Below are 21883 nucleotides of genomic sequence, written 5' to 3'. Positions count from 1 at the left end.
GATTGAGCTTTGCGTGCAGAAAATTTTATAGCATTTTTTACGGTTTGTGGTTTTTTTGTAGGTATAGTTTTTACCTTGCTAAAGGTGAGTGAGCCTATCGAAATGCTTGTTTATACACTAGTTATTACTTTGTTTTTTTATCTTATAATTCACATTGTTATCATGAACTACATCGATGTAAAAAGGGCTTTAACTAAAATTTTTGACAAACAAAAACACGAAGAGATCGCAGACTATCTCATCTCTGAGCTAAATACTAGAGAAAAGCGTATGGAAAATATAATGGTAAAAATGACTGCTGAAAATTTTGATTCTGGTAAACGAAATGCACGAGTTAAAGCAAAAGCAGCTTAACGCTTATAAAAACACGATAAAAAAGGAACAAGACGAAATCGTCTTAAAATATATGCCAGCACTGCGTGCAATGGCGTTTAGGCTTAAAGAGAGGCTACCATCAAGTATAGATACAAATGACCTAATAAGCATTGGTGTTGAAGAGATGATAAAACTTAGCAGGAAGTATGACAAGGAGCAAAATGACTCTTTTTGGGGTTATGGCAAAAAGAGAATTTATGGCTCTATGCTTGATTATCTAAGGACGCTTGATGTTGTTAGCAGAAGCGATAGAAAGCTAGTAAAGAGCATAAATAGCGAGATAGATAACTACTTTAATGAATTTGAAGAAGAGCCAAGCGATGAGTATTTGGCCGAAAAGCTTAATGAAGATATTGAGAAGATAAGAGAGGCAAGAGGCGTTAGCGGTATCATTACTATTTTGCCAATAGACGAGCAAATGGAGCTAATTGGTCAAAATGATGTCGAGAAAAGTATTGAGAGAGAGGATCTCATTTTAAAAATAGAAGAAGCTTTAAAAGATTTTGACGAAAGAGATCAGATGTTGGTTCAGCTTTACTATTATGAAGAGCTAAATTTAAAAGAGATAAGCCAGATCATGAATATCAGCGAGAGTAGAATTTCACAAATTCATAAACGTTTGCTTGATCGTATCAGGCGCAGCTTGGGGGTTTAATGGCTGATATTTTAAGTCAAGAAGAGATAGACGCGCTACTTGAAGTTGTTGATGAAGACGGCGATACGAGTAATATCGAGGTTGAAGAGAGATCGCAAGGCGAACAAAAGCAGATTATTATTTATGATTTTAAGCGTCCAAATCGCGTTAGTAAAGAGCAGCTTCGTGCGATAAAAGGCATCCATGATAAGCTTGCTAGAAATTTAGCTAGTCAAATTTCTAGTGTTATGAGAAGTATTGTCGAGATCAGACTTCACAGTGTTGATCAGATGACTTATGGCGAATTTTTGATGAGCTTGCCAAGTCCAACGAGCTTTAACGTCTTTTCTATAAAACCGCTTGATGGAAACTGTGTTTTGGAGATAAATCCAAGTATTGCCTTTCCGATGATAGATCGTTTGCTTGGGGGAACTGGTGAAAATTTTGAGGCAAATAGAGAGCTAACCGACATCGAAGTAAATTTGCTTGATGCGGTGCTTAGAATGATCATGCAGCGTCTAAAAGAGAGCTGGTCGATGATAACTGATATGTATCCAAATGTGGAAGCTAAAGAGAGCAGTCCAAATGTCGTACAGATCGTCTCTCAAAACGAAATCGTCATCATGGTCGTTATGGAGATCATAGTTGGTGGCTCAAGCGGTATGATAAATTTATGCTATCCAGTCATCTATCTTGAACCGATACTCTCACGCCTTGCAAATAGAGACATTATGCTTGGCGAAACAAGTGCAAAAAAAAGTAGAAATAAAGAGCTAAAAACACTTATCGGACGAGCAGAAATTTTATATGAAGCCATACTTGGCAAATCGATCATCAGCGTAAATGAGTTTTTAAATTTAAAAGAAGGCGATATTTTAAGGCTTGATAGAGGAGCTGATGATAAGGCGATCGTTTGTATCGATAAAAAAGAAGTTTTCTTAGCTGAAGTTGGGCTTCATAGATTTAGAAAATCTATAAGGATTGAACAATTAATACGCTCTGATAAAGATGAGATCAAAAATATCTTAGAAAAATACGAAGAAGAGCGAAAAGCAAAGCTAATGGCGTATGAAGCTAATGAGCGCAAAATGGAAGAAGAAGAGGACGATGAAGATGATGAATGATTTTTTTAATATATTTTCTAACGAATTAAAAGCTACTATCGAAGGACTTACGGGTAGAGCTCCAGAGGTTGGTGAAAGAAATGAATTTGACGCACCAACACAAAATGGCATAAAGCCACCAGTAGTGATGGCCAATATCTCTTTAAGTGGCGATATCAATGCTAAAACAGAGATAGTATGTACTCCAGTTTTAATAAGTGCCATTAGCGAATGGATGATGGGCGAAGAGGAAATTTCAAAGAATGAAAATTTAGGCAGTGATGAGCTTGACGCCGCAAAAGAGATATTTTCAAATCTTTTTAGTGCTTTTAGTACATCCTTGGGCGCTCAAAAGGGCATGCCAAAGATAAATTTTGAAGTAATAAATGTAAATTTTTTAGATGAAAATTCTTCGCTTGATTTTAGTGTTTATGAAAAGCTATTTTTATTTAATGTCAAAATCGAAGATTTAAGTGAGCATATCGGTTTTGCTTGCGATCATTCGTTGATGAAATTTTTTGAGCCAACAAAGACTGAAGCCCCAGCTGCACCAGCGAGCACTCCTCATGCAGCTAAGGGCGATTTTAGCGCTGAAGAGATGAGAAATATCGGACTTATAATGGATGTTAGACTACCTATTCGTGTTCGTATCGGCTCAAAAAGAATGCTCTTAAAAGATGTACTTACCATGGATATTGGCTCAGTTATTGAGCTAAATCAATTAGCAAACGATCCACTAGAAATTTTGATCGGTGATAAGGTAATAGCTCTTGGCGAAGTTGTCATAATCGATGGAAACTTTGGCATCCAGATCACTCAGATAGGCTCAAAACGTGAGAGGCTTCAACAATTAAAATAATGAATAATGAATTAGTTAGCGATCTTTTAAATTTTCCAAACGTCTTAAAATATAAAAATAAAAATGTTACCTTCTTTGGCTCGGCTAGATTTGATGAAGAAAATTTCTACTGCAAAAAGGCTTATGAATTAGCTTATAGGCTAAACGAGCTGGGATATGCCATCTTAACTGGTGGCGGGGACGGCATAATGAGAGCTGCAAACAAGGGCGCGTTTGACAGTGCAAAATCGCCAAGCATAGCCCTAAATGTGAGGCTTCCGTTTGAACAAAATACAAACCCTTACGTTACGGCAAAATATCTCTTTTCAAATTTAAGCCCAAGAAAATTTGCACTTACCGATCGGTCAGTCGCATTTGTCGTCTTTCCGGGTGGCTTTGGCACTCTTGATGAACTTTTTGAAATTTTAGTACTTGCTCAAGTTGGTAGCAAAAAAGTAAAAATTTTTCTTTTTGGGAGCGAGTTTTGGCAAGGGCTTGATGAGTTTATAAAAAATACGCTAGTTAGCCAAAAAACAATAAAAAAAGAAGATATAAATTTATACAAAATCACCGATGATTTAGAGTTTATTGCAAACGAAATTTTGGCTATTTAAAAATAAGATATAAAATATCCCCTTTTAAATTTCAAAGAGGTAAAAAATATGAAAGTAATGGTCGCAATGAGCGGTGGTGTAGATAGCACTATGACGGCTAAATTTCTGCAAGAAGCTGGTCATGAAGTGCAAGGTTGCTATATGATGCTACATCAAAAGCCAGGATATCACGAAGAAAATATCAGAAAAGTAAAAAAAGTAGGCGAGTATCTTGGCATAAAGGTGCATATTTTGGATCTGCAGGATAAATTTAATGAGTTTGTCTATGATCCTTTTGTGAAGCTCTATAAAGAGGGCAAGACGCCAAATCCTTGTGCTTTGTGTAATAAATTTATAAAACTGGGTGCGTTGCTTGATTTTGCAAAGGCAAATGGCTGTGAGAAGCTTGCTACTGGGCATTATGTGCAAGTTATTGATGGATTTATCACATGTGCAAAAGATCCTAGCAAAGATCAAAGCTACTTTTTAGCCCAAGTGCCAAAAGAGATATTAAAAGATGTTATTTTCCCGCTTGGTGATAAATTTAAAAAAGATATAAAAGAGCTTGCAAGAAGTGTAAAAGTGCTTGAAGAATTTGCTACGCAGGCAGAAAGTAGTGAAATTTGCTTTGTGGAAGATACTTATATCGAGGTTTTAAATAAGCATTACAATACAAATTTGCCAGGAAACGTAGTTGATAAAGACGGCAAAATAATCGGTCGCCACCAAGGCTATATGCACTATACTATCGGCAAGCGCCGTGGTTTTGAGGTTTTTGGCGCCCATGAGCCACATTTTGTTATAAAGATAAATGCCGATAAAAACGAGATCGTCGTAGGAACAAAAGATGACTTGGCTCAAAAGGTAGTCGAGCTTGAAAACGTAAATTTATTTATAGATAAAGATAAATTTGAGTGCGAAACCAAGATAAGATATAGAAGCCCTAAACTTGATGCTTTTGTTGAGGTTGATAAAGAGAATAAAACGGCAAAATTAACGCTAAATCAAAATGCACTTGGTGTGGCGCAAGGTCAGCTTTGTGTTATGTATGATGGCGATAAGGTTATTGCAAGTGGATTTATAAAAGGCTAGTTTTAGCCTTTTATAAAAATTTATTGGGCTCTGTACAATTTTTTATAAATTAAGCTAAAATTTATTGACAAAACATATCTTTTCGTCTATAATACGAGCTCTTTTCAAGTGTTCCGGATTAGCTCAGCGGTAGAGTAGGTGACTGTTAATCACTTGGTCGCTGGTTCGAACCCAGCATCCGGAGCCATTTATATTCAAAAATCCTTTTAAAACCCCGATTTTAACGATGTTTTAAGAACTTTAAGTTTTCTTAGTTTTATAAAATTTGTTCCCTATTTGTTCCCGAAATTTTTTAATATTCCAATTTCTCGCCATGTTTTCTAAGTCAATCTAAGATGCTTTATTTTTGTTTTTAAAAACAAGAAAACATTTTTTATCCTAAATTACTCTAAAATACCCTAAGGAATCATAGGGTATTAAAAATTTTTCAAAAACTATCCAAAAACTACTCAAAATAGCAAGAGTAAATGAAAAGTACATATAATTAGTTATATAAGAATAAGCATAAGGAGAAAATGGGATGCTTAACGAACTATATAACGATGTAGAGTACAAAACGCTTCTTGAGCACATATCTAGCCAATATAAAGGAAAGGTAGTTCTAGACAGAAAGCAAACCGCAGGGGTTCTTGGCATCGGCGTATCTACTCTTGATCTTCGTATATCGCAGAGCAGAGATATTCCGCGTTATATAAAGATGGGAGATGCAAAGAATTCTCGCATAGCGTTTGCGATAACGGACATTGCGACTTATATTTTTCAAAAAAGGGTTAAAACATGCTCTTAATTTCTATAGTAGATAATAAAGAAAAGGACTAAAAATGAGTGATGCTCTTCAAATAGGCGGACACAGCCTAGTTCTTTGTGTAAGAAGCGAATTCTTGACGCTCAAAAAGGCTATTATAAGGTATGAGCACAATGTTAGAGAGGTTAAGCACGCCTCTAAGATCGGATATCTTAGAGGCAACAGCCGTAATAATAGATACATAGTGCTTAGCGAATATAACGATAACGGCAATATGCGAGAGATGCCTAATAGCGATAGGGAATTTAGCGATAGAAAGTATATAAAAGCACTCTTGAAAAAATACCACGAAAAAATGAAGGCCGACTACGAAGCCTAAACTAAAATCTATAAAAACGGCAAGGTGGTAAAGAATCGTTGGCGAGAAAATATGGTTGGGTTTTCCGAAATAGTCATAAGTTTCGGCAACGATCGGAATAAAGAATCCAAAGAAGGGCTAAATAAAACCGAAGTAAATTTTATCAACGCTCAGGTCTCGCTCGACAGAGTTAGAAGATTTGCAAACGATTATTGCGCTAAATACGGCGTTAAATGCCTGCTAATCGCTGAGCACAACGATGAGAAAACTAAGCATTATCAGCTTATTTTTACGAATTACCAATTTGAAAACCATAAAAATCTTAGGTTTAACGGCAAGGGCGAAACGCTAAAATTCGGCAGAAGTATGCAAGAAATGGGAGGGGCGGCGTTTAAGGGCATAGCATTGCGCGGCGAGCTAGGCTCTAAGATGAGGCATAAAAATATAAAACAAATGCACAAAACCGAAAAAGAGTATAGTAATGAGCAAAAGTTTAAAAATAAAATTAGACAATCCATAGTCGATGAAGCAAGAAAGTATATAAAAAAGAAAGAGTCTATGTTCGGCAAAGACTATTTGAGATTGGAAATCGAGGACGATAAGACTTTTATAACGAGTCTTACGAATTTAGTATTAGATCAAATGCAAAATAATATAAGTATAGTTACCGACGTAGAACTAAAACAAAGGGTTTACGAGCTAACGAATCAACTAATAAACAAGGGTGAGATAATTGCAAAAAATAACGAGCTGGATCAATCCAATGAAAATCTAATCCAAGAAAATAAAAATCTAAAAGAGATTAACGCAAACCTAAACAATCAAGACAATATTATAAAAGATAGGAATTTGCAAATAAGCAACCTCTCGGCCGAGCTAATCCAAAAAGAAGATGAAAACAATAAATTAAAAAGCCGATTAGAAAATATTGAAGCTGATGTAGCGCAAATAGATAAACTAAAACAAAAAGCCGATCAAAGCGATGCCCTACAAATCAAGCTCGAAGAAGCTAATACAGATCTAGAAAGCAAAGAAAAAACAAATCAGTCTTTGAAACAAAGAAACGAAGAGCTGGAGGCGTCGTTAAGTAACGAGAATGCCTTAAAGGAAGACGATGATAGCAAGCTACTACAAATCGTTAAACTACAAACTTCTTATAAATGGCAAAGTTCAAAGAATATCTGAGCTAGAAGAAGAAGTAAAAGTTAAAGACGAAAGGATAGAAAATTTACAGGATAAGTTAACTATATTAGAAAGCTTTAAAACGAAGGTTATTAATTTTATCTCAAAAATAAGCAATTTAATACCGAATTTTAGTAAGCTACTGGATGATGAGCCTACAGAGATAAAAAATGAGATAAAAGGCAAGGCATACAGTAGGGATGGGATGGAGATATAAGCAAGTTATCGGCAGCGAGAAATCTTTAATAGATTGTTATAGAGTGGGTACCGGTAGGACAAATTTTATCAAAATGACTAATATGTGATTTTTGCTTTCAAAATACGATTTTAAAGGCAAATTTAGCCAAAAAAGGAATATTCTAAATTTACATATTACTTAAATAATTCTTAAAAAAATATACTAATTTTAAAACTAAATTTATATTTGCAGTTGTATAATAATCTCATAATTTTCAGTAATACTAGAAAGGAGCAAAAATGGAAGAGATCGTAAAGACTACCTGTCCATATTGCGGTACGGGCTGCGGCATCGATCTTATCGTGCAAAACGGTAGAATCGTAGACGCCAAACCTAGCAAAGACCACCACGTAAACGACGGCGAGCTTTGCCTAAAAGGAATGTTCGGATGGGAGTTCGTAAACTCTCCTAAACGCTTAAGCCGTCCGATGATGAGAAAGCTAAACGGCGTCTACGACAAGCACGGAGAGCTTGAAGAAGTGAGTTTTGAGGAGGTTTATGATTTCCTCGCGGATAAATTTAAATCCACCGTCGCAAAATACGGCCCAAGCTCGATCATGGGCTTTAGCTCTGCGCGCTCAAATAACGAAGATAACTACGTTTTCCAGAAATTTTTCCGCGCCCAGGACAGTAACAACGTCGATCACTGCGCCCGTCTTTGACACGCTCCTACAGTGGCAGGTCTTGCCAGCACGCTAGGAAACGGAACGATGACGAACGATTTAGTCGAATTTGCGACCGATACGGACGTATTTTTACTCATCGGTACCAACACAAGCGAGTGCCACCCGATCATCGCTATGCAGATGCAGCGCGGACTTCAGCGCGGCGCAAAGATGATCGTCGTAGATCCAAAGCGCACCGATATGGCCAAAAAAGCCGATATTTTCTTGCAAATCCCGATCGGAGCGAATATCAAAACGCTAAATACGATGATGCACGTAATCATCGCCGAAAATTTGCAAGATAGCGAATTTATCGAGAAGTACTCCGAGGGATTTGAATATCTAAAAGAAGCGGTTAAGGACTTTACGCCTGAGCGTTTCGAGCGCGAAACCGGCATAAAAAAAGAGCTCATCATAGAGGCAGCTAGGATGTATGCTAAAGCAGGCGCGGCGGCGATTTGCTACACGATGGGTATCACGCAGTTTAGCGACGGCACGTCAAACGTCTTTTCACTATCAAATTTAGCCGTTTTAACGGGAAATTTAGGCAAAAAGGGTGCGGGCGTAAATCCACTGCGCGGTCAAAACAACGTCCAAGGCGCATGCGACATGGGCGCGCTGCCTAACGTAATCCCGGCCGGCGCGGTAAATAGCCCTTACGCGCAGGAGCAAGCGCGCAAAGTATGGCACTTTGAGCTAAATCCGGTTCCGGGCTTTAAGCTAACGCAAGCACCCGATAAAATGGATAGCGGCGAGCTAAAAGTTCTCTACGTCTACGGCGAAAACCCCGTAATGAGCGACCCTTGGACCGAGCACTTCGCCCACGCCGTGCATCATCTAGACTGCTTTATAGTGCAGGATTTGTTTTTCACAGAAAGCGCGCACAAGGCCGACGTTGTATTACCTGCCGCTGGCTGGGGCGAAAAGGACGGAACGTTTATCAACACCTCTCGCCGCGTCCAACGCACGCGAAAGGCTAGCGAGCCCGTTAGCGGCGTGGAGCCTGACTGGAAAGTCGTTTGCAACATCGCAAACCGCATGGGACTAGAGGGATTTGACTTTGCGAGCCCTGAGCAAATTTGGAACGAGCTAAGGGAGCTCATGCCTAAATTTTTCGGCGGCATAAGCTATTATAGGCTAGGCAAGCTAGGCGGTATCAGCTGGCCGTGCCCAGACGAGGAACACCCTGGCACGCCGGTGCTTTACGCAGATCGCAAGTCCATGCTGCCGGGCGGCAAATTCCGCTTCGCGCCGGTGCTTTACGTAGACGATAAAGAGGAGCGCGCAAAGGCCGAGGCCGAATTTAGAGCCAAGATGAATATCCCGGACGGCTACCCAGTCGGTAGCGGCGCGCTTAGCGAGGTGCCTGATGAGGTATATCCGTGCCTATTTACGACCGGACGCAAGGTCTATCACTACCACACCGGCACGATGACTAGAGAGTGTCCGGCTCTTGAATACGGTGCTGGCATCGAGGGCGCGCTCATCGAGGTAAGCCCCGATATCGCTCGCGAGAGGGAGCTAGAGGAGGGCTGCTACGCGCTCGTGCAAAACAAACGCGGACAGATCGCGGCAAAACTGCGCGTAAATCCGGATCTAAAAGAAGGCACGATATTTACGACCTTCCACTACAGCGAGGCCGACGGTAACGAGCTAGCAAACGCCGGCGATCCCGATCCGCTCTCAGGCATCACGCCGCTAAAGATGACGATAGCAAACATCAGGCGTCTAAGCGAAGAGGAATTTATCAAATTTAGAGAGCAAAACGAGATGTCGATGCACTCGGCAAATCCGTATTTGTCTCCTATTAGAGCGTAAATTTAGGGCGGGAGACCGCCCTTTCTACTTAAATTTATCCATTTTTATTTTAAATTTACCCGCATTCAAATTTGACGAACTACCCATGTAAAATTTAATGAAATCAAAGAAGCGTGAGTCAAATTTGACGCAGACAAACCGCGTCAAATTTGATGAGATTGCTCGCTCCCGCAATCTCGGCAAGAGCGAGCTAAATTTTAAGATTTTATTTTAAGCCTATCGCCAGCATAGTAGGCGAGCTTCCAGGTCAGAGTTTGTTTTAGGTCTTTAAAGCCGTAGCCGCGAGCCTTGACTCTATCGCCGTAGATTTTTTCTATCATTGCAGATTCGCCTACTAGCAGCGCCTTTGTCGAGCACATCGCCGCACAAACCGGCACTTTGCCTTCGGAAATTCTATCCTGGCCGTACTCTTCGCGCTCGGCTTCGCTATTCGTCGGTAGCGGACCGCCTGCGCACATCGTGCACTTATCCATCGAACCTTTGGCGCCAAAAACTCCCTCGCGCGGGAACTGAGGCGCACCGAACGGACACGCGTATAGACAGTATCCGCAGCCGATACAGATATCTTTGTCGTGTAGTACGATACCATCGCTCCTGATATAAAAGCAATCAACCGGGCAAACCAGCGAGCACGGCGCGTCCTCGCAGTGCATGCAGGCTATCGAGGTTGAAATTTCCTTACCTGGTACGCCTTCGTTTAGCGTGATGACGCGGCGGCGGCGAATGCCAAGAGGCAGCTCGTGAGCCTCGTCGCAAGCTACCGCACAGCCGTTACAGTCGATACATCTATCGTCGTCGCAGTAAAATTTAAGTCTATTGTTATCGTTAAATTCGCTCATTTTACGCCTTTTCTATGCGGCATAGACCGCTTTTGGTTTCAGGTATTTGAGTGACTATATCGTAGCCGTAGTTAGCGACGGTATTTGCGCTCTCGCCTACCGCATAAGGCTTGGTGCCTTCTGGGAAATTACCAGTCATATCGATGCCTTGCATGTATCCAGCCCAGTGAAACGGCAAGAATATAGTATCTAGTTTGACCGACGGTACGACTCTAGCTCGTACCTTGATTTTCGTGCCTTCAGGCGAATGAATCCATACGAAATCCCAGTTTTTAATGCCGTGTTTAGCCGCAAGCTCAGGATGGATATCCGCAAACATCTCAGGCGTGATACGCGATAGATACATACTAGCGCGTGTCTCCATACCCGCGCCGCTAAAGTTTACAAGGCGTCCCGTAGTCAAATTTATCGGGAATTCTTTCGAGAAGTCCTTACTTAGCTGCAAGCTCTTGTATTTCGTAAATACGCGGTAGTGATTCGGCTTATCCTCAAAGCTCGGATACTTCTGCGCAAGGTCTTGGCGAGGCGTATGTAGCGGCTCTCTGTGCTGCGGTATCTGATCGACGAAGGTCCAAACTACCGCTCTAGCTCTTGCGTTGCCGTACGGTGCAATACCCTTTTCCATACATTTTTCTGCGATTATACCGCTACCGTCCGTGGCCCAAGTAGCGCCCATTTTTTCGCGCTCTTCATCCGTTAGCTTGATGCCTAGTATCTTTTCGATGTTATCTTTTTTGATCTCCGGATATCCGCCGCTTTGAGCGCCGCCTACAGGCGCGCTACCGTCGGCGGCTAGCTGATTTACGCCGTTGTGCTCTAGGCCGAAGCGGTTTCTAAAGCCCATGCCGCCTTGCATTACCGGTCTACTTATATCGTATAAATTTGGACTGCCAGGGTGTTTTTCCGTCCAGCAAGGCCACGGCAAGCCGTAGTATTCGCCCGCTACCTCGGTGCCCTCTTTGCCCATTAGCGTTTTTTCGTCAAATTTATCCCAGTTAGCCTGATGGCGTTTTAGACGCTCCGGCGTCCAGCCAGTTAGGCCGATGCTTTTTACGATGCTAGCGATCTCGCGAGTAGCAGCCTCCGGCCACTCGATCTTACCCTCGGAGTCTCTGATCGTGCGAGTTAGCTCGTCGTAAAAGCCTATTCTCTTTGCTAGCTCAAATAAAATTTCGTGATCGGGCATACTCTCAAACAAAGGCTCTACGACCTGGCTTCTCCACTGGCCGCTGCGGTTTGTGGCTACGACCGTGCCGCTACCCTCAAACTGAGTCGCCGCAGGCAGTAGATAGACGCCATCTTTTTTATTTGTTATAACGCCGGCGTCGTTTACAAAAGGATCAAGCAGTACCAAAAGCTCAAGGCCGTCAAGACCCTCTTGAACTTTTACTTGTTGAGCTGTCGAGGTGATACCGTTGCCGATGACGATTAGCGCTTTTAGGCTATCGCCTGCGTTTTCAACCGGGTCATTGCCGTTTTTACCGTCAAGTACGCCAGCCCACCAGCGAGCTAGGGTAAATCCCGGCTTAAACATCCACTCTGGTTTTACGAAATTTCCTTGTAGCCACTCGTAGTCTACTTTCCACATCTTAGCGAAGTATTTCCAGGTGGCTTCGTTTTTAGCGTAGTATCCAGGCAAGCTATCGGGCGCGTTTGCCATATCGCTAGCGCCTTGGACGTTGTCGTGACCGCGCAGGATGTTGCAGCCGCCGCCTGATACGCCCATATTTCCTAGTACTAGTTGCAGGATCGGAGCGATACGAGTGTTTGAGCTACCTATGGTGTGCTGAGTTAGACCCATCGCCCAAACGACCGAACCAGGGCGGTTTTTTGCAAAAACTTCGGTTATCTCTTTTAGCGTCGCAGCCGGTACTCCGGTTACGTCTTCTACCACTTCAGGCGTCCATTTTGCAGCCTCTTTGCGGATCTCATCGATACCGTATGTGCGGTCTTCTATAAATTTCTTATCTTCCCAGCCGTTTTCAAAGATGAGATTCATCATGCCATACATAAAAGGTATGTCCGTACCTGGGCGAATTTGAGCGAAATAATCAGCCTTAGCCGCAGTTCTCGTGTATCTTGGATCGACCACGATCAGCTTCGCGCCGTTATTTTCTTTCGCTTTTAGAAAATGCCTAAATCCTACCGGGTGGTTTACAGCCGGATTTGCGCCGATTATAAAGATAGACTTCGCGTTTTGGATATCTCCAAGGTGATTAGTCATAGCTCCATAACCCCACGTATTCGCCACACCGGCGACTGTTGCGCTATGTCAAATTCTAGCTTGGTGATCTAGGTTGTTCGTCCCAAACATCGCGGAAAATTTGCTGATGTAGTAGCTTTGCTCGTTGCTGTCTTTTGCAGAGCCTAGAAACATCACTTGTTCAGGGTTTTTCTCGCGATACGCCTTTAGTTTGGCGCCGATCTCGTCAAGCGCGTCTTTGTAGCTGATGCGTTTCCATTTGCCGCCTACTTTTTTCATCGGGTATTTCACGCGGCAGTGAGAGCGCACCATATCGATGACGTCGCTGCCCTTACAGCAGTGGCCGCCCGCGCTTACCGGGTGATCTTGGGCTACTTCTTGGCGTACCCAAACGCCGTTTTCTACCTCGGCGCGCACTCCGCATCCAACGGAGCAAACCGTACAAACGGTTTTTACGATTTTAGAGTTTGGAAACGGATTTGCCATTTCTTCTTTTGTGGCGCTTCTAGTTACGCCGCTAGCGGCCAGCCCGCTCATGCCGCCCGCTACGCCTGCTAGCGCGGCCATTTTTAAAAACGATCTTCGCCCGACTGCGTTTGAGTGGGGCATAAGACGTAAATTTGCCTCAGACATATTTATCCTTTCTTAAATTTTATTATTTCGCTTGTTCGTAGTATAGATCCCAGTTTTTGCTTCTTTTATAAAGCACTTCGGTCTTTTTGCTTTTACCGTATTTTAGGTTTGACGCCGCTGCCGTCGCTACTCCGGCCGTAGCCGCTGCCGCGCCGACTAGCCCCGCCTTTTTTAAAAATTCTCGCCTATTTTTTTGCATTTTCTTCCTCCATAGCTTTTAGCTTTCTCACTCGGTTTTTTTGCCTTCTTATGGCCTCGGATCTTGAAACTCCGTCCAAGGTCTTTTTGTTTTTACCTTGATTTATAGGACGCGGCGCGCTTAAAACTACGCGTTCAAACTCTATAAATCCTTGCAGAAGTACCGCTACGTCTTTGTAAATTTCGCTGCTTTTGTGATTAAAAAGATTCTCTATAAACTCGTCGATGTTTGGATTTATGATCTCTTTAAAGAGCTGCTCCTCAAGCTCGCCGTATAGCTCCAGCTCGCTCTCTCTCGCGATAAATTCGCTCATTAGCGCAAACACGAAACCCACGTTGTCTTCGTTTTCTTTAAATTTAGCCTCGTCGCGCCTAATGTCTGTGCGGGCTAAAATTTTACGCACTTTTGCGCAGGCGTGTCCGACCTCGTAGCCCTCGTCGTAGTAGGATAGCGAGTTTCTGAGCGGACTTGGTAGAGCGTGGAAAATTTCATCGAATTCATCCGCTAAATTTTGCGAATTTTTCTCGTCGAATTTTACCTGTATGCGCATTATCGCGGCGGCCGATTCCTCGTTTAGAGCGTGCGCCGAGGCAAGGCCTAACATCGCGTTTACGCCGCTAAATCTATCGGCTTCTTGGCTAAAAACGAAAAAACGCGAAAATAGCGAGTAGTAAAGCCCACGTCCCGCCGCAAATTCGCCCTTGCTAGTCATCGCCTTCCTTTATCATTTTTGTCTATTTTTTGAGATTTTTCTCGATTGTGAAACTATACTACTTTTTGGCTTATTTCTTATACTTAAAAAAAAATAAATCAAAAAAATTAATATATGCTTAAATATGCCTTAGTTGCATATTGCTTACGGCGAATTTTAGGAGGTAAAATAAATATGAAATTTCAGCATATATATTGCATTTACGCTTCATTTTGATATTTACTTTTAACTAGGCTATTTTAACGGGCGTTAAACGAGCCTAAATTTAAAATCAGGAGCGAAATTTGCAAAATTTCGGGGCTCACTCAAGCCCCAAAAACGCTCCTTCGTCAAATTTAAAATAAATCCTCTCGCCGACATTAAAATTTTGCGAATTAGGCGCCAGGGTTTTTATCAAAAAGTCGCCGATTTTGATTTTTACCAAAAGCTCTTTGCCAAGATAGAGCGAAACCGAGTGCAAGATGCCGCCCAAATACCCATCTATCGGCGTTTTGCTTAGCGTTATTTTGCTTGGATTTACGGCGATCTTTACGGCGTTACGTAAATTTTGCGGCAAATTTACGCTTGCGTTTTCGTCAAATTTTAAAACCCCGTCCCGCGCGTCGAAAATATTTTTGTACTCAAATTCGCACACGCGACCTTTGTGTAAAAAGACGTTTTCTTCGGCGACCGCGCTTAGCCATTTGTCGTCGTGGCTAGCGATCACAAAGCCGCAGCCGTATCTTTGCCGCATATAAAGTACCGCCTTGCCAAACAGCTTTGAGGTGCCAACGTCCACGCTATTTGTCGGCTCGTCGAGTAGATAAAGCCGCGATCTGAGCGCCAAATTTAACGCAAAGCTAACGCGCTGCGTCTGTCCCGAGCTAAGCTCAAAGTGGCGCTTGTTTAAAAAGCTCTCGTCAAGTCCGACCAAATTTAACGCCTCGCTCGCCCTTTGCTCAAATTCCGCCAGCACTCCGCGGCTTTTTAAAATGGCTCTAAAATTTTCCCTCACGGAGCGTTTTAAAAGCGCGGGTTCCGGCAACAAAACGCTAACGTCGCGCAGCAAATTTAGACTCGGCACGCTGCTCCCCCACAGCCGCACTTCGCCGCTAGTGGGCTTTTGCAAAAACGACATCACTCGCATCAGCGTGCTTTTGCCGCTGCCGTTGCTACCAGTTAGCGCGGTGATTTTGCTAACGTCGATATCAAGGCGCGGGATGTTTAAAATCTCGCTCGCTCCGTAGTTTAGGCGTAAATTTCTAACGTTTATCACTTTGCGCATTTCTCGTTAAATTTACGAAAAGACTCAAGTTTGACGCGCCTAGCGCGCTTTTTGCGAGCGTAAATTTTTCAAATTTGTCAAATTTCATCGGTCAAGCCTTTTTAGCGCGTGTATCGCCAAATTTACGGCAAACGCGATAAAGATGAGCACCAAAGCCAGCGCGATACCCATGGCAAACTCGCCTTTGTTCGTCTCCAGCGACACTGCAGTCGTGATCGTGCGGGTGAAGTATTTGATATTTCCGCCGATCATCATCGCCACGCCGACTTCGGCTACTATGCGCCCGTACGCCGTCGCTACGACCACCATCAAAGCGTATCTTAGCTCGTAAAGCACGCAGCCAACGAGCCTAGGCGCGCTCAGACGTAAATTTAGGATGGTTAGATAGTGCTTTTTGTCCATGTTTTCCACGACGCTAGCGCTTAGCGAGATGATGATAGGTAGTGCTAGCACAAACTGCCCCAGCATCACGGCCTTTAGCGTAAAAAGCAGCCCAAACTCGCCAAATGGGCCGTTTCGCGTGATAAAGGCATACAAAATAAGCCCAATCGCAACTGTCGGCATCGCAAGCGCCGTATCGCTAAGCAATCGTAATACTCGCCGTCCGTGAAAATCGTAAAATCCCAGCGTAAATCCGAGCGGAAAGCCGACTAAAATCGCAAAAAATATCGAAATGCTCGAAGTGTAAAGCGTCGCCCTGATCGCCGAATACGTTTCCTCATCGCCGCTAAAAAGCAGCCTAAAGGCCTCTAAGAATCCGTTTAGTAGAAAGTCCAAATATTATTTCTCCGTATGTTTATATGGTTAATTTAATATGCTATAATAGCATACTTTTAAAAAAGGAGAAAAATGAAAAAAGTAATATTAGGCTCGCTAATCGCGAGCGTTTTGGCGTTTGCGGGCGATAGCGAACTCATCATGGCTACCACCACCAGCACCGATAACACTGGGCTACTAGACGCGATCTACCCTGTGTATAAGGCAAAAACCGGCGTCGATATCAAATGGACCGCCGTAGGCACGGGCGCTGCTTTAAAACTTGGCGAAAACTGCGATGCGGACATACTTTTCGTGCATTCGCCAAAAGTTGAGAAAGAATTCGTAGAAAAAGGCTTTGGCGTCGAAAGAAAAGCCGTAATGTACAATGATTTCGTCGTTATCGCCGATAAATCTATCGCCGATAAATTTAAAGGCAAAGACATAAAAGAGAGCTTTGAGCTGATCAAAAAAGAGAATATCAAATTTTTCTCTCGCGGCGATAAATCAGGCACTGACAACAAAGAAAAAGGTATCTGGAAAAAAATCATCGGCGAAGTGCCTGAAAAAGACGGCTGGTATATGCAAACCGGCCAAGGCATGCTAGCTACCATCAACGCTGCAGCCGAGCAAAAGGGCGTGACGTTCACCGATCGCGGCACCTACATCAAGTACGAGGACACCAAAAAAGGCGCGCCTGAGATGGTCATCATCAACGAGGGCGACAACGACCTAAAGAACTTCTACTCGCTAATCGCGGTAAATCCGAAGCACTGCGCTAAGGCCGACATCGAAAATGCAAATAAATTTATAGAGTGGGCGACGAGCGAAGAGGGTCAGAAATTTATCGGCGACTTTAAGCTGCTAGATAAGCCGCTTTTCACGCCTGACGCGAATACTCGCAAAAACTAATTTTATTTACGCGCAAATTTGAGTCGAATTTATGGCTTAAATTTGCGTGATTCGGGCGCGCTTTGCGCCCTTTTTTATAAATCAAAATCTATTTTACCTCTTATTCAAATTTAAACTCACCGACGTTATTTTTAAATATTTCAAAACACTTATTACTAACCACCTCGTCTTTAGTATATGCTTGATATAATTTTAGTAATTCTAAAGTCGTTATTATTAATATACCTTCACTTTTTGCATAACTTATTTGATTGGCATGTATCGGCTCTCTTTTGCTAGGATCTATGTCGCGTTGAGGATTAATTATCAGTAGTCCCTTTACGTTATCAGGAGACATAGTATTATCTTCGGCTATTAAAAAATCAGTTACATGTTTCTTGCATTGTGCTATATTGCTATTTTTAACGTTTGTGTTTATCCCTTTTATTTCTACTATAAAGTTCATATCTCCACATTCGAATCTAAAATCTTCTTTTTTTACATCTATAAAATAATCATCTTGCAACTTAAAAATATCTACTAAAATTTCCTTTACCACACCAATCAACTCATCTCCATTTGAATATAGGATTGATTTAAATCTATTATTTTTATCAATTTGCCCGTCTATATCTTCAATTTGCCGATACATATCCAATAATTCACTACGCTTATTTTTTAACGCAGCATCATCAAAGTATTCCAAACTGTTAAACCAATCAGGAACATCGGATTTTTTAAATCTAGAAAGAATAAATGATATTAAAATTCCTAAATCGTTGGCTGTATTTTTTATGAGAAGGGTAGTAGAATATAGTCTTTCATTATGTTTTATTATTGTGCTTTTACCACCATTAGACCGCTTGATAGTTTCGTAATCTACATCGTCAAATACAAAATCCGAATAAAAATCCTGTTCGTCTATGGTTGTTGTACTTATTTCATATCTTAGCCGCACGTCAGACAAAGTTAATTCACGCAATCCATAATTAATTTGATTGATAATATCTTTAATTAAAATAGTTTGAGTAGTTAAGCCTCCAGAACGAAGCAATGATACTTTTGTGTTCGTAGGCATTAATATGATAGACATGCTTTTTTTAGAGTTCTCCATAATTTCTTTTAATGTTTTAATACAATATATGGCCCTGTTGCATTTTTGGTCTTCAAGACTGAAACTCCACAATTTGGGACTATTTAAATCTATAATATTTAGATCAAACTCATCAAAGCTTCTCGGACGATCAAAAGTACTAATGGTCTGAGATATATGCGGATCATTTATTTTAAATATTGTGGAGTAAGATATTATTTGAATTTTCATTAGTTGCGCCTCTTTAAATTTATTTATTTTGCTTCTAATTAACCACTATCATAAGGCTAAATCTTCCCGCTGAACATCTCATACATCGCCTTTTCCTCGCCCCAAAGGTCACGGTGCTTTTTGATGCAGGATTTTATCGCGCCCGTGAGATATAGCACGTCCTGCTCGGTGTGCGTGTAGTGCAGGCTTACGCGCACAAAGCCGGGCTTGCTTTCCGGCATACGCCCCTCCTTGATACCCAGCAGATCGTGAGCGTACGGCCCCGCGCACATCACGCCCGCGCGCGTCTGGATACCGAAGTCATTGCTAAGGCTCGCGGCGAGATCATACGCCGAGACGCCGCGCACGTTAAAAGAAATTATCGGCAGCCGCGGCGCGCCCTTTGGAGCGTAGTTTATGACCTCATCTATACTATCAAGCTCGCTCTCAAAAAGCCGCGCTAGCTCGTCCTCGGCGCTTTTTATCCTCTCAAAACCGATCTCGTTTCGCAGAGTGTAGGCTAAATTTGCCCGCATAAGCCCGATAATAGGCGGCGTACCGCCTTCTTCTAGCTGCTCGGGATTTTTCAAAAACACGTGCCCTTCGCGGCTAGCGTAGGCGACCGTTCCGCCCGCGGCAAATGTTGGCACATCGCTGTTAAACAGCTCCTTTTTGATCGCCAAAAGCCCGCAGCTAGCAGGTCCGCCGAGCAATTTATGCGGCGAGAGAAAAATCGCGTCGAAGTAATCGCAATCTAAATTTGCGTGAGAGCTCAGCGCCGCGCAGTCAAAGGCCACGATACCGCCCGCGGCTCTGATTAGCTCGCTGATCTTTTTATAGTCGCTAATGACGCCCGTGACGTTTGATGCGGCGCTAAACGAGCCGATGATGCGGCGTCCGGCATTTAGCTTCAGGATGCGCTCAAGCGCTAGCAGATCGATCTTGCCTGATTCACTAAGCGGCACGCGCAGGTAGTCGCAAAGCCCCTCGCGAAAGCTAAGTTCGTTTGAGTGGTGTTCGTAGGGCGAAACGAGTACGAGCGGAAGCTGTGCGGCGCGTAAATTTGCCTCGCCGATCGCGCCTCTGGTCGCAGGCGGCAGGTAGATGCCTAGTAGCTCCTGAAATTTCTTGATCGCAGTCGTCGCGCCCTGCCCGCAGGCGATGAGGCAAAACCGCTCGTCAAGGCCTAGCAGCTTTTTTAGGCTCTCGCGCGCACCCTCGTAGCACCGCTGCGTGATGATGGCGCTCGAGCTACTGTCGGAGTGTGTGTTGGCGTAGGTTTTGAGAACATCTGCTATCTCGCGCTCTACGGGCTCATAAGCAAGCCCGGAAGCCGCGAAATCAAAATAATGCACGCCCGGTTTTAGGATGATATTTTTTCTTATTTCGTCTAAATTTGCCATTTTTTACTCTTTAAATTTGATACAGTAATTATAGTAAATTTTCACAAATTTCGGGCTTTTGCTGTGGAAATGATTTAGTAAATTTGGAGGTTAAATTTGAACAAGCTAAATTTAACCGCAAAGCGGCAAATTTAACTTGATAAAGCACAGAAGCGCGAGCCACAGAGGCTCACGACCATTTTATTATTTGTTTATAAAATTTTTCTCTAGCCACTCAATGGCTTTTGCCTCGGTTTCGAAGCGTCCGCTTTTAGCGACCTGATTTTGCCCCTCGTAGAAGCGAATCCTGATACCGTCTTGGACGCTATCTACCTTTATTCTAGTGATCTTGTCTTTGTTTAGATAGACCCTATCGTTTAGTTTTACGTACATTTTTTCTCCCTTAAATTGATTTTTTTATCTTTTTTGTCGTCTTTAGTTGCGTCATTTTTTTCGCCGTCTTTTTTCAAGAACAACTCCTTAAAGCGCTTATCCGCAAAATCCTCGATGTCGTTTTGAAGCTGCCTATAGGCGTTTATGAGCTCATGCGCGCGCTCGTTTAGCGTCGTACCGGCATTTTCGCCGCCGCCTTGCCTAGTCGTAAAAAGCTCCTCTTTTAGATTTTTTTGCAAAATTTGCAGATGAGTCCAGCATTTTTTATAGTTCATTCCTAGGATTTCGGCGGCCTTTGAGATCGAGCCGACCTCGGCGATGACGTCTAGGACTTCGGTTTTGCCCTTACCGAATATCAGCTCGCCCTCGTCGTTTTCTATCCAAGTTTTGGTTTTTACTCTCATCTTTTTTCCTTTTTTCTCCTTAAAACACCTCAGCTGGCAGTATTTTACGTCGATTTTATAGTCTTTTAGCGTAGAGCGGATCGTCTTTAGCCCTACGCCCGCAGCTGCGTCTCTAGCGTCTTTGCACAGTATTCTGCCCTTTTCGTCGGTCATTTGTTTTAGCTGCGTCATCACGGTGTATTTGCTGCGTCCGTTTTCTAGCCCGCCAAACTGTCCCAGCTCGCAGTTGTCGATCTTTACGCCCATTTTTTCAGCCTCGTCGCTAACCTCGCCGATCTCTACGCCTAGCTTTGCGGCGATCTTAAACGCCGCGCCGCAGTCTAGCCTGCCCTTTGGATTTAACAGTTTTGTTATCAGTTCGCGGATTTGCTCACTCATAGATTCTCTCTGCGCCGCTATACACGTTTATGTTTTCGCCGCGAGCAAAGCCGCACAGCGTTAGGTTAAATTTACGCGCTATCACGACGCCAAGACTAGTCGGAGCCGTACGCGAGACGAGCACTGGGATGCCGTGCATGACGGCTTTTGCGACCATTTCGGAGCTGAGCCTGCCGCTCACCATCAAAAACGAATTTTGCAGCTGCGCGCCGGCTAGTATAGCTTTGCCGACGGCTTTGTCTATGGTGTTATGCTGAGCGATATCCTCGCCGATGTAAAACTGCTCACCGCTAACAAAAAGCCTGGCCGTGTGCACGCAGCCAGTCATCTCGTAAAGCTCGCACTGCGTGTAAAACTGCCCCATCTGGCGCAAAATTTCGTCTTTATTAAATTTAACGTCGCCCTTTATCGAGCGCGCCGCCATAGCCTCAGGATCGATGTTTGCCGTCGAGCTGCGTCCACAGCCACTGATTATCACCTTTTCCTCATCAAACTGCTCGAGGCGTTTTTCGTTTATTTTAGCCTTTACCCGCACGCTTAAAGCGTCGCCTGAAAGCTCTATACTCTCGATATCCTCAGGACTTGCGATCAAATTTTCGCTGATGAGATAGCCAGCAGCCAGCGCCTCCTGATCGGTCGGAGTCGCCATGAGCGCGCCGAAACGCTTGCCGTTTATGTAGATCTCAAGCTTGATCTCGCGCACCAAAATATCATCAACGGCGCTTTTTTGCGCGCCTTTAAATTTGGTGATTTGGGTCGTAAAAATAGGTTGCATGATTTTCCTTAATTTTTGCGAAATGATAGCTTGAAAATCTAAATTTAAGATTTGATTGTAGTGAATTCTTGCTTAAATCAAGCAAAAACTTAAACGTATTTTAGCGCGTT

At 43.0% G+C, this 21883-nt stretch carries 23 protein-coding genes and 1 tRNA gene; 13 read left to right on the top strand and 11 right to left on the bottom strand.

Annotated elements, in window-relative coordinates; genetic code table 11:
- The first annotated feature begins 9 nt into the window (after positions 1-9).
- From A3223_RS02840 to A3223_RS02790, 12 genes are all read left to right on the top strand, one after another.
- Positions 10-354, top strand: a complete 345-nt coding sequence (locus A3223_RS02840; RefSeq protein ID WP_021090750.1) for a hypothetical protein — start codon at positions 10-12, stop codon at positions 352-354.
- The gene (locus A3223_RS02835; protein WP_021090868.1) at positions 326-1030 is read left to right on the top strand and encodes an RNA polymerase sigma factor FliA; all 705 of its coding nucleotides are present in this window, start codon (positions 326-328) and stop codon (positions 1028-1030) included. Before A3223_RS02840 ends, A3223_RS02835 begins: the two co-directional genes overlap by 29 nt.
- Positions 1030-2133, top strand: a complete 1104-nt coding sequence (fliM, locus tag A3223_RS02830; RefSeq protein WP_054196277.1) for a flagellar motor switch protein FliM — start codon at positions 1030-1032, stop codon at positions 2131-2133. The genes A3223_RS02835 and fliM overlap by 1 nt, the downstream gene beginning before the upstream one ends.
- Positions 2123-2971 (top strand): flagellar motor switch protein FliY, encoded by an 849-nt coding sequence (fliY, locus tag A3223_RS02825; protein WP_084109271.1) that lies wholly within the window; start codon positions 2123-2125, stop codon positions 2969-2971. The genes fliM and fliY overlap by 11 nt, the downstream gene beginning before the upstream one ends.
- Positions 2971-3564, top strand: a complete 594-nt coding sequence (locus A3223_RS02820; RefSeq protein ID WP_084108660.1) for a TIGR00730 family Rossman fold protein — start codon at positions 2971-2973, stop codon at positions 3562-3564. Before fliY ends, A3223_RS02820 begins: the two co-directional genes overlap by 1 nt.
- A gap of 48 nt (positions 3565-3612) precedes the next feature.
- Positions 3613-4635, top strand: a complete 1023-nt coding sequence (gene mnmA / locus A3223_RS02815) for a tRNA 2-thiouridine(34) synthase MnmA (protein WP_084108657.1) — start codon at positions 3613-3615, stop codon at positions 4633-4635.
- 112 nt (positions 4636-4747) lie between these two features.
- Positions 4748-4822, top strand: a tRNA-Asn gene (locus A3223_RS02810).
- Between the two features lie 333 nt (positions 4823-5155).
- On the top strand, positions 5156-5422 hold the full coding sequence (locus A3223_RS02805; RefSeq protein WP_084108654.1) for a hypothetical protein: 267 nt from the start codon (positions 5156-5158) through the stop codon (positions 5420-5422).
- 34 nt (positions 5423-5456) lie between these two features.
- A complete protein-coding gene (locus A3223_RS09775; protein ID WP_257639229.1) occupies positions 5457-5759 on the top strand; it encodes a hypothetical protein in 303 nt (100 codons plus the stop codon).
- A 51-nt stretch (positions 5760-5810) separates the two neighbouring features.
- Positions 5811-6923: a hypothetical protein gene (locus tag A3223_RS02800; RefSeq protein WP_257639228.1), complete on the top strand. Its 1113-nt coding sequence runs from the start codon at positions 5811-5813 to the stop codon at positions 6921-6923.
- Positions 6853-7137 (top strand): hypothetical protein, encoded by a 285-nt coding sequence (locus tag A3223_RS09770; RefSeq protein WP_257639227.1) that lies wholly within the window; start codon positions 6853-6855, stop codon positions 7135-7137. Before A3223_RS02800 ends, A3223_RS09770 begins: the two co-directional genes overlap by 71 nt.
- A 260-nt stretch (positions 7138-7397) precedes the next feature.
- Entirely contained in the window at positions 7398-9641 is a 2244-nt protein-coding gene (locus A3223_RS02790; RefSeq protein WP_257639226.1) for a molybdopterin oxidoreductase family protein, read from the top strand.
- A 197-nt stretch (positions 9642-9838) separates the two neighbouring features.
- Here A3223_RS02790 and fdh3B read toward each other — a convergent pair whose 3' ends face one another.
- The 6 genes from fdh3B to tupB all read right to left on the bottom strand — a co-directional run bounded on the left by fdh3B (position 9839) and on the right by tupB (position 16268).
- Positions 9839-10480: a formate dehydrogenase FDH3 subunit beta gene (gene fdh3B / locus A3223_RS02785; protein ID WP_084040953.1), complete on the bottom strand. Its 642-nt coding sequence runs from the start codon at positions 10478-10480 to the stop codon at positions 9839-9841.
- Between the two features lies 1 nt (position 10481).
- Positions 10482-13292, bottom strand: coding sequence for a formate dehydrogenase subunit alpha (locus A3223_RS02780; protein WP_103618289.1), 2811 nt, complete (start codon positions 13290-13292; stop codon positions 10482-10484).
- A 46-nt stretch (positions 13293-13338) separates the two neighbouring features.
- A complete protein-coding gene (locus A3223_RS02770) occupies positions 13339-13515 on the bottom strand; it encodes a twin-arginine translocation signal domain-containing protein (RefSeq protein WP_084040950.1) in 177 nt (58 codons plus the stop codon).
- Complete coding sequence (locus tag A3223_RS02765) at positions 13502-14227, bottom strand: TorD/DmsD family molecular chaperone (protein ID WP_084108641.1); 726 nt, start codon at positions 14225-14227, stop codon at positions 13502-13504. The genes A3223_RS02770 and A3223_RS02765 overlap by 14 nt, the downstream gene beginning before the upstream one ends.
- Positions 14228-14528: 301 nt before the next feature.
- Entirely contained in the window at positions 14529-15491 is a 963-nt protein-coding gene (tupC, locus tag A3223_RS02760; RefSeq protein ID WP_257639225.1) for a tungstate ABC transporter ATP-binding protein TupC, read from the bottom strand.
- A gap of 84 nt (positions 15492-15575) precedes the next feature.
- Positions 15576-16268, bottom strand: a complete 693-nt coding sequence (gene tupB / locus A3223_RS02755; protein ID WP_084108638.1) for a tungstate ABC transporter permease TupB — start codon at positions 16266-16268, stop codon at positions 15576-15578.
- A 72-nt stretch (positions 16269-16340) separates the two neighbouring features.
- Between tupB and tupA the strand changes: the two genes are divergently transcribed.
- Complete coding sequence (gene tupA, locus A3223_RS02750; protein WP_084108635.1) at positions 16341-17159, top strand: tungstate ABC transporter substrate-binding protein TupA; 819 nt, start codon at positions 16341-16343, stop codon at positions 17157-17159.
- A gap of 100 nt (positions 17160-17259) precedes the next feature.
- Here tupA and A3223_RS02745 read toward each other — a convergent pair whose 3' ends face one another.
- The 5 genes from A3223_RS02745 to fdhD all read right to left on the bottom strand — a co-directional run bounded on the left by A3223_RS02745 (position 17260) and on the right by fdhD (position 21773).
- On the bottom strand, positions 17260-18462 hold the full coding sequence (locus tag A3223_RS02745) for a hypothetical protein (protein WP_084108632.1): 1203 nt from the start codon (positions 18460-18462) through the stop codon (positions 17260-17262).
- Between the two features lie 56 nt (positions 18463-18518).
- Positions 18519-19844: an aminotransferase class V-fold PLP-dependent enzyme gene (locus A3223_RS02740; protein ID WP_084108629.1), complete on the bottom strand. Its 1326-nt coding sequence runs from the start codon at positions 19842-19844 to the stop codon at positions 18519-18521.
- A 183-nt stretch (positions 19845-20027) separates the two neighbouring features.
- Positions 20028-20216, bottom strand: coding sequence for a hypothetical protein (locus tag A3223_RS02735; protein ID WP_002951016.1), 189 nt, complete (start codon positions 20214-20216; stop codon positions 20028-20030).
- The gene (locus A3223_RS02730; RefSeq protein ID WP_084108626.1) at positions 20207-20998 is read right to left on the bottom strand and encodes a winged helix-turn-helix domain-containing protein; all 792 of its coding nucleotides are present in this window, start codon (positions 20996-20998) and stop codon (positions 20207-20209) included. Before A3223_RS02730 ends, A3223_RS02735 begins: the two co-directional genes overlap by 10 nt.
- Positions 20991-21773 (bottom strand): formate dehydrogenase accessory sulfurtransferase FdhD, encoded by a 783-nt coding sequence (fdhD, locus tag A3223_RS02725; protein ID WP_084108623.1) that lies wholly within the window; start codon positions 21771-21773, stop codon positions 20991-20993. The genes A3223_RS02730 and fdhD overlap by 8 nt, the downstream gene beginning before the upstream one ends.
- Positions 21774-21883 lie beyond the last annotated feature (110 nt).

It is taken from the genome of Campylobacter concisus (assembly GCF_002092855.1).
GTDB lineage: Bacteria > Campylobacterota > Campylobacteria > Campylobacterales > Campylobacteraceae > Campylobacter_A > Campylobacter_A concisus_AI.
The sequence above is the reverse complement of the archived record's forward strand: the minus strand, read 5'-3'. Positions and strand labels throughout refer to the sequence as shown.